The organism is Vibrio sp. 1159 (genome assembly GCF_033340395.1).
In the GTDB taxonomy this organism is placed as follows: domain Bacteria; phylum Pseudomonadota; class Gammaproteobacteria; order Enterobacterales; family Vibrionaceae; genus Vibrio; species Vibrio alginolyticus.
In genome coordinates, this window is the sequence record NZ_JAWOWL010000008.1 from 145,789 (window position 1) to 157,950 (window position 12,162).

The 12,162-nt window shown below is 45.5% G+C and carries 13 protein-coding genes; 5 read left to right on the plus strand and 8 right to left on the minus strand.

Translation table 11 applies throughout. The annotated features are described in order from the left end of the window. Positions 1–223: 223 nt before the first annotated feature. Positions 224–727, minus strand: coding sequence for a DUF2850 domain-containing protein (locus tag R7127_RS09085; RefSeq protein WP_064376370.1), 504 nt, complete (start codon positions 725–727; stop codon positions 224–226). Positions 728–1,055: 328 nt separating this feature from the next. Between R7127_RS09085 and R7127_RS09090 the strand changes: the two genes are divergently transcribed. Beyond that, the gene (locus R7127_RS09090) at positions 1,056–1,340 is read left to right on the plus strand and encodes a pyrimidine/purine nucleoside phosphorylase (protein WP_005383244.1); all 285 of its coding nucleotides are present in this window, start codon (positions 1,056–1,058) and stop codon (positions 1,338–1,340) included. A 132-nt stretch (positions 1,341–1,472) separates the two neighbouring features. Further along, positions 1,473–1,754 carry a hypothetical protein gene (locus R7127_RS09095; protein ID WP_005374405.1) on the plus strand — a complete coding sequence of 94 codons (282 nt, stop codon included), beginning with the start codon at positions 1,473–1,475 and terminating at the stop codon, positions 1,752–1,754. 3 nt (positions 1,755–1,757) lie between these two features. On the opposite strand, the gene R7127_RS09100 is transcribed toward R7127_RS09095, so the two are convergent. Further along, a complete protein-coding gene (locus R7127_RS09100) occupies positions 1,758–2,906 on the minus strand; it encodes a GGDEF domain-containing protein (RefSeq protein WP_025768745.1) in 1,149 nt (382 codons plus the stop codon). Between the two features lie 506 nt (positions 2,907–3,412). On the opposite strand from R7127_RS09100, the gene R7127_RS09105 reads away from it, so the two are divergent. Next, complete coding sequence (locus R7127_RS09105; RefSeq protein WP_172563677.1) at positions 3,413–4,753, plus strand: MATE family efflux transporter; 1,341 nt, start codon at positions 3,413–3,415, stop codon at positions 4,751–4,753. A 98-nt stretch (positions 4,754–4,851) separates the two neighbouring features. Here the strand turns inward: R7127_RS09105 and R7127_RS09110 are convergent, their stop codons facing one another. The 3 genes from R7127_RS09110 to R7127_RS09120 form a co-directional block, all read right to left on the minus strand. After that, positions 4,852–6,531, minus strand: a complete 1,680-nt coding sequence (locus R7127_RS09110) for an RluA family pseudouridine synthase (protein ID WP_172563678.1) — start codon at positions 6,529–6,531, stop codon at positions 4,852–4,854. A 117-nt stretch (positions 6,532–6,648) separates the two neighbouring features. Beyond that, entirely contained in the window at positions 6,649–7,269 is a 621-nt protein-coding gene (locus R7127_RS09115) for a DsbA family protein (RefSeq protein WP_017633828.1), read from the minus strand. Further along, complete coding sequence (locus R7127_RS09120; RefSeq protein WP_053320008.1) at positions 7,263–8,129, minus strand: MBL fold metallo-hydrolase; 867 nt, start codon at positions 8,127–8,129, stop codon at positions 7,263–7,265. Before R7127_RS09120 ends, R7127_RS09115 begins: the two co-directional genes overlap by 7 nt. Before the next feature lie 126 nt (positions 8,130–8,255). Between R7127_RS09120 and R7127_RS09125 the strand changes: the two genes are divergently transcribed. Both R7127_RS09125 and R7127_RS09130 read left to right on the plus strand, forming a co-directional pair. Then, positions 8,256–9,143 carry a LysR family transcriptional regulator gene (locus tag R7127_RS09125; RefSeq protein WP_020841638.1) on the plus strand — a complete coding sequence of 296 codons (888 nt, stop codon included), beginning with the start codon at positions 8,256–8,258 and terminating at the stop codon, positions 9,141–9,143. 94 nt (positions 9,144–9,237) lie between these two features. After that, a complete protein-coding gene (locus R7127_RS09130) occupies positions 9,238–10,041 on the plus strand; it encodes a Cof-type HAD-IIB family hydrolase (protein WP_025516303.1) in 804 nt (267 codons plus the stop codon). Between the two features lie 107 nt (positions 10,042–10,148). On the opposite strand, the gene R7127_RS09135 is transcribed toward R7127_RS09130, so the two are convergent. From R7127_RS09135 to R7127_RS09145, 3 genes are read right to left on the minus strand one after another with little or no spacing between them, the layout of a single operon-like run. Then, a complete protein-coding gene (locus tag R7127_RS09135) occupies positions 10,149–10,538 on the minus strand; it encodes a hypothetical protein (RefSeq protein WP_005464976.1) in 390 nt (129 codons plus the stop codon). 24 nt (positions 10,539–10,562) lie between these two features. Then, a complete protein-coding gene (locus R7127_RS09140; protein WP_005383270.1) occupies positions 10,563–11,660 on the minus strand; it encodes a GGDEF domain-containing protein in 1,098 nt (365 codons plus the stop codon). Between the two features lie 5 nt (positions 11,661–11,665). Further along, positions 11,666–12,106: an oxidoreductase gene (locus R7127_RS09145; RefSeq protein WP_318148381.1), complete on the minus strand. Its 441-nt coding sequence runs from the start codon at positions 12,104–12,106 to the stop codon at positions 11,666–11,668. Between the last annotated feature and the right edge of the window lie 56 nt (positions 12,107–12,162).

Consider the following 12,162-nt stretch of genomic DNA (forward strand, 5'->3'; position numbering starts at 1 on the left):
GTTTTCGAGGCACTTGAGAGAACTTAACTAAAACTCGCACTCTGTTACACAGAAAGTGTCAGACTGAGTCAATAATTTATAAAATCTCAGCAGAAACTAAAATTATTGTTTACTCAGTAACGAGTTAGTTAAATGCGATGAAGGCCTTATTTTGTTGTTTATTAAGGTTTTGTTTCATTGATATAGAAAGAGAATTGAAAGGAAAAATAGCCGTGAAGACATACTAGTCACGGCTGAAGTGTTCACTCAACGCGGCGCGACGTTTAGAGGCTGCGCCGGTTTCTGAGCCCTGAACGGTATGCTCAAATCCTTTACGAATGAATCGCTGATCTGGAATAAGAGGCTCAATACGGCGTATTTGAGGTGAAAGATGAGAGCCCGAGATCTGATACGCTGTCTTTCCTAATCCGGTATTCAACGTGATGACCTTGCCATCGAATTCAAATTCCGTCGTAATGAGTCGATGGTTTCGGTATACCCCATCTTCAGTGAAAACGAGACGTTCTGTTTGGTAGGGTGGCGCGCCAATCTCAATCCATTCGCCGTACACCTTTTCCGGATCAATGTGGTCTTGATAGGATAGGTGTATTTGATAGCCAAAAAACGTCAACAGACCCATCCCGAAGCAGACAAATGTACTCTTGAGGATTTTGGATTGGTAGCGAGCCAAAAATGAAAGTTGTGGTTCTTGTCGTGTTTTTCGCCTTCGGCGAGTTGAGTCCGTCATAGATCTAATTTTCTCCACTTTTTTAACATGGTGGAAACCTTCCTTTTTAAAAACAAACAATCCCGCCATTGAGACGACGAAACTATGATCTAATGTCCACTTTTACATTCAGATACACATCTTATTGATGGTTTTGTTGTTTGCTCACATTCATTACTTCGCAGGTTTTCTTGCTCGGTTTAGGTCGCCTGATTAATCCTCGCGAAAAGAGGTTCTCGCTCAGTAGCAAAGGATGAGCGTTATTACGTTGAGTTTAATGGCTTTCAAAGCTTGAGTAACGGAAAGAAACAAGGTAAAAAAGAGCGGACTTTTGATAAGGAAACCAATAATGAATATTAAGGAAAATAGCTATTTTGCTGGTAGTGTAAAATCACTAGGCTTTAACCAGAAAGATCAGGATGTTAGCGTTGGTGTGATGCTTCCTGGTGAGTACACGTTTGGTACTCAAGCACCAGAGCGTATGACGGTTGTAAAAGGTGCGCTTGTGGTCAAGCGTGTTGGCGAGAGCGATTGGACGACTTATCAAAGTGGTGAGTTTTTTGAAGTGGAAGGTAATTCTTCATTTGAGCTTCAAGTGAAAGAAGCGACTGCGTATTTATGTGAGTACTTCTAGCGTTCATTTGTTGCTCGTCATAAAACCACCTTCGGGTGGTTTTTTCGTCTATGTGCTTCACTTATAACGCATCTTTTTGGTTATTTGGGTATATACTTAATAAAAATGTACCCATCGACCAGGGAGGAAGTGATGGCAGTACAACGCAAGCATTCTGATCTCCCTCCTCGTTACGAGGATAAAGATCTCACCAATGAGCAAAGACAGCGCTTTACCGAAGTTGCCAACGCCGCTCATAAGAGACGTGAATTTTATCGACGTGCTCTAGGAAAGAGCTTAATGGGCAAAATGAAGGGCCGTGCGTTTAAAGATCACCCCACTCGTCAGCAAGACAAGCCGAACAGAACGTTGCAAGTAGTGTGGTTAATCGTATTCCTCGTTGTGGGGCTTTGGGTGATGCATGTGTTCGCTTAGTCATTAGCAAGCTTCTGGTACCGCTGGTGCATCAGATGTTGACTGTTCCTCCGTATTGCAGTGCTCATAAAAGGCGTACTGGTTTTTACCAGTATGTTTAGCTGCGTACATTGCTTTATCTGCACATCGAGTCAATTCAGACAAATCCTTTGCATCTTGCTTATAGATAGCAGCACCTACACTCATCGTTAACTCGTTAATCATATCGTAGCTTCGGTAACCTGTCGGAAACAGATTCACGATCCGTTTTAGGATGCTGTCGAGGTCATCTTTACTTTTTACATCGTAAAGCATGATTACAAACTCGTCGCCCGCAAATCGAGCGATGGAGTAGTCGTGTTTATCGGTTTTTCTGTCTTTGTTGCGAATGTTATTTTTTAATCGAGTTGCGAAGGCTTGAAGTACTTGGTCACCAATATCGTGCCCGTAGGTGTCGTTGATGTGCTTGAAGTTATCGATATCGAGAAAGACCAATGCGGTGATGCTGTCATCAGATGAGTGCTTGATTTCATCGAGCTTTGCGCGCGCCCAAGTCTCAAAGCTCCAGCGATTGGCAAGCCCAGTGAGCTGGTCAAAATATGCTAACTCCTCAATCCCCTCACGATACAGTGTTTGAATGTAATTGAGGACTTTCGTGTAGTAATACGAGAACGTGTGACACACAAACGCGGTCGCTATCAGGGTCAGCATCAATCTCCGCTCTATGATTTCTGTGGCTGTTGGCAGTCGATCTAAAAAAGCGACCCCAAAAAAGATCAGTAAAATGTAGGTGCCACTGAACAGCAGACCGACCTTAAACTCATTAATTAATACTAGAGTGGCGACAATAGGATATAGCCATAACATTTTGCCTGACGGAGCGTCGTTATACAGAAGTAACAATAACCCTTCGAACATTAAGACAGCACTTAGCCATAAGTCGGCGTATTGATGGTGCCGCTGGACTTTTATTACATAACTGATTGCTAAGCATGCCAAGGCACACAAAGCATGGAAAAAGCTTAAACCCCAGTTATTCTCAAGTGATTGAGCAATGGAACCATAAGTTAAACAGGCAGCGGCGATACTGGAGCATAAAAAGACAATTTTCTTTTTTCTTGTTGAGCGGATGTCCGCCATTTCTTCTAAGCGCGCCCCAGCCAATGTCGACATTACGTATCCTTGCTTAATTAACGTGTACGCTTATTCTAGGCGGTATTTTCGCGATAAATAGAACAACAAAGTTTCCAAATGTGATATCAGTCATTTTTAGTGCAAAGCCATCAGTGTGATTTGGTGCGAGTGTTCAAAGAGGAATGGTGGCGCATGCAGGTTTTCATGACGGTTCTTCATGGCTCTATATGGTTGGACTGATAATTCAAAGTAATGCATTTAGTTAGATATATTTCTATTGATTATCCTGATTCTGTTCGGTGCTCGTTGATTGAGAGTATTGTTCACCAATCTCTGCTCTACGTATCGTCAAGGCATATGTCGTTTCGAAAATGCATTAGAAATATTTTTCCGAAACAGGGCGAAATATTGTTGTCGTTATGACCAATATGCGACTAGAATCCGCGCTAAATCACAACCTCATATCGAGCTTCGTTCGAGTCACTATTTTTAAACTGCTTCACAAAATTGTGAGGCAGTTTTTAGTTGTAGGAAAGGTTACAAGCATGCCTAAAAGCCAAAACATCAACCAACGAATGTCCATCGTGGCATTAGCTTGGCCAATTCTTGTCGAAATTTTGCTACGGACGGCTTTAGGAACCAGTGACGTGTTCATGCTGAGTGGCTACTCAGACAAAGCCGTATCCGCTGTTGGTGTGATCACGCAGATTACCTTCTTTTTAATCATCGTTTCGACGTTTGTCAGTAGCGGTACGGGGATTTTGATTGCCCAATACAATGGCGCTGGACGCGAGCAAGAGTCAGTGAGCGTTGGTGTTGCGAGTATTGCGTTGTCTGTGCTCGTCGGTGTGCTATTGAGTGTGATTGCCGTGCTTGGTGCGATATTCCTGCTCCCGTATTACGGTTTGGAGGCGCAAGTCGAGCAATACGCACGTGAATATTTGCTGATCAGCGGAGCGATGACGTTCAACGTCACCATAGGCATAGTCTTTACGACCATTCTGCGTAGCCATGGCTATTCGCGCTCTCCAATGGTGGTGAACTTGATCTCGGGTGTGTTCAACATCATTGGTAACTATATTGCGCTTTACCAGCCATTCGGTTTACCTGTGTATGGTGTGCAAGGTGTAGCAATAGCAACCGTCGTCAGCCAAGTCATCGGTACGTTAATGTTATGGTTTATTCTCGCTCGCAGTAGCATTGAACTACCAATGTCGACTATGAAACAAGTACCGGCAGAGATTTACAAAAAAATCTTAAAAATCGGCGGTATGAACGCGGGTGAAGTGCTGTCTTACAATGTGGCGCAAATCTGCATTGTGTATTTTGTGGTGCAAATGGGGACGGCATCGTTAGCGGCTTTCACTTATGCGCAAAACATTGCCCGTTTCTCGTTTGCTTTCGCGCTGGCAATTGGTCAGGCAGCGCAAATTCAGACTGGTTACTACATCGGTAAAGGTTGGGTGAGCAGCATTTTAAAACGCGTACAAATCTACTTCTTACTAGGATTTGTGGCATCAACGGCGGCAACCACACTGATTTACCTGTTTAGAGAAGAGATTCTGCGCGTATTTACCGATCAACCAGAGATACTCGCATTGGCAGGTTCGTTAGTCATGGGCTCAATTCTGCTCGAGGCCGGACGTGTGTTTAACCTGATTTTTATCGCGGGGCTCAAAGGCGCGGGTGACATCAAGTTCCCAGTGCAAATGGGGATTTTGAGTATGTGGGGACTAGGCGTGCTTTTCTCTTACATCTTTGGCATCCACTTGGGTTATGGCGTTTTAGGGGCTTGGATGGCAATCGCTCTCGATGAATGGGTACGTGGTATCATCATGGCAAGACGTTGGCGCTCTCAGGTGTGGACCAAGTTTAAGGTGAGCTAACGGTTTTCGGTATCGCGCATCACGCTTATTCTGTTGTTAGAAAACAAAAAAAGGCACTGATAGTCAGTGCCTTTTTGTTATTTAAAATCGGGAAGACGTTAGAATTCGCACTCAGCTTGGAACACCATACGCTCTTTGCTGTATGGATGATCCAGCTCTAGCATCTCAGCATGCAGGTGTAAGCGATTCGATTTTTCGCCGTATAAACCATCACCAACCATCGGCATGTTTAACCCCATGTGATGAGCACTGTGTACACGTAGTTGGTGAGTTCGCCCGGTTTTCGGATACATGTATACCTTGCTGCGTCCATCTTTGACTTCAATCAGTTGCCAGTAGGTTTCTGCATGTTTCCCGTGTTCAAAACACACCAGTTGACGTGGGCGGTCGTCTGGGTCACCACGCATTGGCAGTGAAATTTCCCCTTCAGGCTCGTTTAATACGCCTTCGAGCAGTGCCATATAACGTTTTTGTACGCCGCGAGCCATAAACTGTTTTTGCAGGCTTTTGTTCGCGCGTTTAGTTAAGGCAAACACCAAAATGCCAGAGGTCGCCATGTCGAGGCGATGAATCACAAACGGCCCTTCCACATCAGGGAACATCGCTTGTAGGCGTGTATAAGCAGAGTCCTTGATAGTTTTACCTGGCACTGAAAGTAAGCCCGAGGGCTTGTTGACGATGACCATAGCGTCGTCTTGGTAGATTATCTCTAGCTCTTTGTCTTCTGCCCAATTCTCCGCCAATGGGTTAGGTTCGACATCCAGTCCTTGCATCATATGGCCCAAAATCGGCTGACATTTGCTATTACACGATGGGTAGAACTTTTTGTGTTGGCGAACTTCAGACTTTGGCGACACACCCCACCAAAATTCTGCCAGCGCCAGCGGTTTGAATTCGTGTTTAAACGCGTATTGAAGCAGTTTTGGCGCAGCACATTCCCCCGCACCTGCTGGTGGGACTGGGTTTGTGGTGTCCGCAAAAATGTCCACCAAGTCGCGTGCTTCGCCATGGTTGTTTAGAAAGCGGTATTGTTTATGCAGTTTGTGCTGCAAAGCGTTGGAGAGTGTCTTGCGCTGCTCTTTCAGATGAGCAAGTTGCTGCTCTAACTCGGCCAATCGCGCTTCTTTGATTGCAAGCTTTTCATCCCACGCTTGCTTTAAGTATTTGAGAACGTTTTTCTCGGCGACACTTTGTTTACCCAACTCATCCAACAAGATTTTGAGGTCATCGGCATTGAGCGTTTGCTCGCCCTGTTGGCGCTGTCGCTTGCGTGCTGCTCGGCCATCAATCATCACTTGGCGCTGTGTTTGCTCCTCTTGCTGATAAGCGGCTCGGTCGGCTTGGATTTGCGCTTTAAGATCCGCTAATTCCGGATTCGCGGCACAGGTTTTGTACTCCGCATTGGCGGCGTTGATGGCATCCGTTTCTGCGCGGAAGAAGCCTTCATCGGTCAGCATGTCGTACACAGGAGGGACAAATCCTGGAATCAAGTTTTGGTCAGCAATTTTGCCAGAAAACGCACTTAAAAAGCCGAGATCGCCTTGAGGGTTTTCTACCAGCAATACGCCAAACATTTTGCCTCGCCCCGTTTCTTCATTAACCAAACCAAAATCGTGTTCGAAGTCGGTTTGCGCTAATAAGTGCTGTTGCAATTGCTTTGCGGCCATAACGCAAAGAGGATGCGGCGTGTAGTAGAACGGAAACGTAAACTGCGTTGGCAATTCATAGCCAGAAATATCAGCAGTAAAACGAGTAAAACAATGTTCAGGCGAGTGCATGGTGGGTATCCGCGAGAGTAAAAAATCGAGCGAGGATTGTACCTGTTTGAGTCAGGATTGCCATGTCGGTGTTGGCACTCGCTCTTGGATTAAGAACAAGAGCGAGTGGGGAAGAGCTTATCGCAGTTTTTGTAATGCAAGCTTCCACTGTGCCGGTTTGTCGTAGTAGGCCGAGTGCGGCAAGGTCAAGTACTCGCCATTTACTTCTGCAATCAGGGTTGGATAACCACCAACGTGTAACTGTCGCATCAATTGTCGGCTAGAGCGAATTCTCTCATCTAGTTCGGCTTCGCTTAACGCCATGTTTTGCTCCCACGCATCACTTGCTAAACCTAGCGATTCTGCAATGGCTTTGAGCGTCGATGCTTCATTCACTTTTAACCCGAGCTGATAATGCGCAGATTGGATGGCCTTTAGCATGTGCCATGGATTCAGCCCCATTTTTTCCGCACTCAAGATCGCTTGTGTTGGTAGATAAGAATCAAGAACAAACGCATCTTCGCTTTTCACGCGTTGCAGATATGCTTCACCAAACGTCGCTCCGGTTTCGGTTGCAATACGAGCGTCACTGTTGATGATGTGCTGACGAAATTCAGGTTCAATCGCGCGTTTCTCAATCATACCGCCGGGATGAAGCTCTACCTTAAATTGAGAGGTGTCCATCAAGGCTTCGATGAGTGGTGATGCCCCGTAGCACCAACCACACATGGGATCGAAGAAGTAATGCACGGTTACCATGACATTTCACCAGTATGCACTTTCGCACCGATTTCTAGCGCGATTGGCAATTGAGCTTCTGGGTATTTCGCAGACATGGTGTCAATGAGTTGAACGCTGTTATTGCTGTGTTTTTTCGCTTGCTGAAAATCCTGCAAGTATTGTTGCGAGTAGCGAATGGTGTCTGCGTTCAGCTTTGTGCCTGCTTTCATGTGACCAGGAATGACCACTTGAGGTTTAAGCGCAAGCATCTCGCTAAGTTGCTGCTCCCAAGCATTGATGGCGGTCTGGTCAGCGGCATCTGCCATCCACAAATGTACGTTTGAGTACACGGCTACGTTACCTAGAATCGCTTTGTTATCTGGAATCCATAGGTAAGGGCGGTGTGCTGATGTGCCATGGTTACCACGAATTTCAATCTTATGACCTTCTAGCTCTAATGATGCTTTATCGTACGCGACAGGGATCACTGGTTTTACCGGTGCGTTTGCGCCCAGCTTTGGTCCCCAGTACGCCAGCTTTCCAGCCAATTTCTCTTGAATAATTTTTTGAACCGCAGGCGTTGCGATGATCTGCGCATCAGGGAACAGTTGGTGTAGGGCCTCTGCGCCAAAGTAGTAGTCTGGGTCCGCTTGGCTGATAAAAATGGTTTTAAGCGTTTTGCCTGAGTCCAACACTTTAGCGGCAATGCGCATCGCGTCAGCTTTGGTGAAGCCAGTGTCGATGACCATGGCGTCAGTCTCACCGTATACCAAGGTTGAGTTAACGTGGAAGCTGTTACCGTCGGCGTTGTAAACCTCAAGAGTAAGGGGAGAGTGGTTTGCCGCTAGGACAGGGCTTGCCATTAAAACGGATGCAGCAATCAAAGTGAATTTTTTCATAATAAGCTCCTAAAGAATTTGGGGCCAAGCGACGATGGCTTGGGAACGGGAGCTATATTAGGAAATTGATACGCTCGGAAAAATACACAATAATGTGCATCACTATTTCTTATTTCGAGCAAATGTATGGACAGAGTAACGGCAGCAAAAGTATTTGTGGATGTGGTCTATTCTGGCAGTTTTACCGCGACCGCAGAGCGGTTAGACATGTCTCGGCCTATGGTGACTCGTTATGTAGAGGCGATGGAGAACTGGCTGCAAACTCGTTTGTTGCACCGCACCACGCGCAAGGTGTCGCTCACCACCGCAGGGGAGCGCAGCTTGCCTCAGATTGAGCGCTGGTTAAAACAGGCCGATACGTTGACGTCGAACATTGCCGTTGATGGTGAGCTGTCCGGAAAAATCCGTCTCGCGTCTAGCACTTCATTTGGATTCTCACAGTTGATCCCAGCAGTAAACAGTTTTATGCAAAAGCACCCCAAAGTGCATATCGACATAGATCTGCAAGACTCAGTGAGTGATCTAACCGAGCAACGCATCGATCTGGCAATCCGAATTGCGTCAGATCCCGATCCTTCTTTGATTGGTAAGCCGATTGCGGTGTGTGAATCGGTGTTGGTGGCATCGCCACAATACTTGCAAACTCACCACGCGATCGCGCATCCGCGAGATTTATCTTCACACGACTGTTTGGGTTACAAAAACTTTGAGCGTCACGTGTGGCATTTGTCTCAGGGCGACCAGTTCGAATCGGTGGGAATTGAGTGTCGCCTAACCAGCAATGAGGCCACGGCGTTATTGCATGGCGCGTTACAAGGCATGGGTATTTCGATGCTGCCAACCTATTTGAGCAATATCTATCTGCAATCGGGTCAGCTTGAGTCGGTGTTGCCGAATTGGAAGCCAAATGATCTCAACATTTACGCGCTGTATTCATCACGTAAACACTTGTCTCCTGCGGTGAGAGCCTTCATCGATCACAGTGAAGATTACTTTAAACTGCACCCTTGGTAATCGCGAAGGCGTCGTTGTCCCGACTTGAGATTCATACAAGATCCTGTACCTTACATGGATATATTTTTCGCAGCGTCATTTAGAGTTTTAGTTAATGTCACAAGTTCGCATCAAATTTATTGCTTCCGATATGGATGGCACTTTGCTTGACCAATACGGTCGTTTGGATCCAGAGTTTTTCGACCTGTTTTTGCAACTGGAAGAGCAAGGTATTTTGTTCTCCGCTGCGTCTGGTCGTCAGTATTACAGCCTGCGAGACACGTTCGCGCCAATCAAAGATAGAGTGTTGTATGTGGCCGAAAATGGCACCTTGGTGATGTACCAAGACAAAGAGCTCTACAGTTGCGCCATTCCTAAAGCGGAAGTGGCGGAGATTGTGAAAGCGGCTCGTGAAATTGATGGAGCGAACATCGTATTGTGTGGCAAGCGCTCGGCGTACATCGAAACGCATGATCAGCAATCACTGGAAGAGTTTCAAAAGTACTACCATCGCTGTGAAACGGTGACGGATTTGCTTGAGGTCGAAGACGAGTTCATCAAGGTAGCGATTTGTCACTTTGACGGTTCGGAAGAGCTCCTGTTCCCGACCATGAACGCGAAGTTTGGTGCAACGCATAAAGTTGTAGTGAGCGCAAAAATTTGGCTGGATGTGATGAATGCCGAGGCATCTAAAGGCGCGGCCATTAAGCATCTTCAAGATACAATGAATTTTACTCCGGCCGAAACCATGACGTTTGGTGATTACCTCAACGACCTCGAAATGCTGCAAGTCAGTGAGCATTCGTACGCGGTTGCCAATGCGCATGAAGAGATTAAGAAAATCGCTCGTTATTCTGCGCCAAGCAACCAAGAGGCTGGGGTACTCAAAGTGATTAAAGAGAAAGTGTTAGCGAAGTAACGCCCTCCTTTCGATGTTACTTTCTTGTTAACGTAGAAAGCCCCGCAGTACATGCGGGGCTTTGTTTTTTTGTGTGTGATGGGAGGGGGGAGTAATGTTCCCGTTTTTTAGCGCACGTAGTTGGCAGTTGCGCTGACTAAAAAGTGCTGCAACTTTCCATCCGATTTTGGTACCCACAAGTCGTTGTGGTATTGGTAGATACGGCCATTGACGGTCACAGACAAGGTGTTATCACCCGTTTGTTCCATGCGAATAAACTGATCCGAAGTGACCAAAAACGGCTCTTGTTCTTCAATGCTCTGACCCGTTGCCAATACGAAGTAACCGAATCGGTTACCAGCATCCGGATCGGTTGAGTAGATTCGATGGCCAACGAGGCTGTAGTCGTCGTTGAGTGCCTGCTCAAGCGTTTTTTGCCCGATGGTTTCGTGCGATGGAATAAATACCCAAGCCAACACACCTGCCGCAATGACTGCCAGTAGAAGCAGTACTTGCATGAACTTTCTCATCATATATACCGTTTAACGTTGAAATTTCATTTTGTACATGCGCTTATCCGCTATGCTGATAAGAAAGTCAACATTGTCACTGTCTTTAGGGTATTGCGCTAAGCCCATGCTTGTTGAAAGTGTTGAGACTTTATCGGAGTTTAATATTTGTGCATCAAAGACGGTATTTATCTGCTCACGTACGTTCTCTTCATTGAGATGTTCACCTTCAAGGATAACCGCGAACTCATCTCCTCCCATGCGATAAACAGTAAAATCATTGAGTGCCATAGAATTAAGCCGCCTAGCGATTTCCCGCAGTACAGTGTCGCCAACTTGGTGTCCGTGTGTGTCGTTGACTTCTTTAAAACCATTTAAATCTAGAATCCAGAGAGAAAAGGGCCTTTTTTCTTGAGTAAATTTGTTTAGGGTAATGAATAGTGCATTGCGGTTCCCTAGGTTCGTTAAAGGGTCGCTGAGCGCCAATTTTCTATGAAAATGGGATTCACGATAAAAGAAATAAGTTAGAGAGATAATCGACAAAACGAACGTCGCAAACAACATATATTGTGCTTGCATTAAGCGCTGGGTTTGACCTTTTTGTGCTTCATAAGCTTTACTGCTTAGGCGGAAGTTTTGATTAACGAAGTCTATTAAGCCTAAATATAGTGTTTGAGTTGAACGATAAAATGCAGCAGCAGCTTGGCTGTCACCTGTTCTAGCTTCTACTAGTTGTTTTTCTAGCTCTTTGAACTCTTCAAAAAGATTAATGAAGTAAAGGTGCATGTTGTTCCGAGAAAAGAACTTATTGGCTTTCGTGCTACTGGTCAATAAGTCAAAGCGGCTCCACGCTAACTCGTATTGAAGCTCTGCACCATCAATATTCAATACGTTTTCATCTAACCGTCTGGCCTCGCCGACAAGTTCTGATAGTTCTTTGGAGAGTTGGAATAAAAACCAAGTCGCTTGTTTTTGTTCGTTATTAAAATTTTGTGAGAGTGAACGTGTTTGCTGTAAAAGCACGACATTCGCGAGAAGCAAAGAAACGGCAAACACCACCAGCAGCATTTTGCTGGTGGTAGAATATTGCAATATTCTTTGTTTCTTAGAATAGGGTTCTGATAACTTCATTCTTATTATTTTTCTTTTATTTCATTTACTTGCCATACCATTTGCGCATGATATTTATTGTAGTTTAGCTCTGGATAGAGATTGAGTGGATATATCACCCAGAAAGGGCCTTTATTCCTGACTTTTATGTAATTCTGATCTTGTTGATAAGCCAGTATTGGTTGATATCGAAGAATATCTTGTCGGGACAATGTCGAGTGATAGTCGTTTAAGCTGCTGATATCAACCTGCTCTGGTACCTTTCCGTAGACGTGTGTAAGAAGCGTGCTGAGTTTAACGCCTAAAAACTCTGACGAAGCAGGAAGCCAAGGCAATGTCATCGTGTAGCTAGTGGTAGGTAAAGCTTGGATCTCTTCCAGTTCCAGTATGACACTAGGCTGCTGGCTACTACTAAATACGATCGTATTTGCAGACAAGAATGGCGCGGCTTTGTTGCTTAAATCGATGGAACTAAATCAAGAAGCTACGATCTGATCGGCTACACCCATTAATCGTCGTAGCC

Bases quoted from the DNA above. Each gene is read 5' to 3' on its own strand.
- R7127_RS09085 (WP_064376370.1), bottom strand. From the start codon at position 727: ATGACGGACTCAACTCGCCGAAGGCGAAAAACACGACAAGAACCACAA.
- R7127_RS09090 (WP_005383244.1), top strand. From the start codon at position 1,056: ATGAATATTAAGGAAAATAGCTATTTTGCTGGTAGTGTAAAATCACTA.
- R7127_RS09095 (WP_005374405.1), top strand. From the start codon at position 1,473: ATGGCAGTACAACGCAAGCATTCTGATCTCCCTCCTCGTTACGAGGAT.
- R7127_RS09100 (WP_025768745.1), bottom strand. From the start codon at position 2,906: ATGTCGACATTGGCTGGGGCGCGCTTAGAAGAAATGGCGGACATCCGC.
- R7127_RS09105 (WP_172563677.1), top strand. From the start codon at position 3,413: ATGCCTAAAAGCCAAAACATCAACCAACGAATGTCCATCGTGGCATTA.
- R7127_RS09110 (WP_172563678.1), bottom strand. From the start codon at position 6,531: ATGCACTCGCCTGAACATTGTTTTACTCGTTTTACTGCTGATATTTCT.
- R7127_RS09115 (WP_017633828.1), bottom strand. From the start codon at position 7,269: ATGGTAACCGTGCATTACTTCTTCGATCCCATGTGTGGTTGGTGCTAC.
- R7127_RS09120 (WP_053320008.1), bottom strand. From the start codon at position 8,129: ATGAAAAAATTCACTTTGATTGCTGCATCCGTTTTAATGGCAAGCCCT.
- R7127_RS09125 (WP_020841638.1), top strand. From the start codon at position 8,256: ATGGACAGAGTAACGGCAGCAAAAGTATTTGTGGATGTGGTCTATTCT.
- R7127_RS09130 (WP_025516303.1), top strand. From the start codon at position 9,238: ATGTCACAAGTTCGCATCAAATTTATTGCTTCCGATATGGATGGCACT.
- R7127_RS09135 (WP_005464976.1), bottom strand. From the start codon at position 10,538: ATGCAAGTACTGCTTCTACTGGCAGTCATTGCGGCAGGTGTGTTGGCT.
- R7127_RS09140 (WP_005383270.1), bottom strand. From the start codon at position 11,660: ATGAAGTTATCAGAACCCTATTCTAAGAAACAAAGAATATTGCAATAT.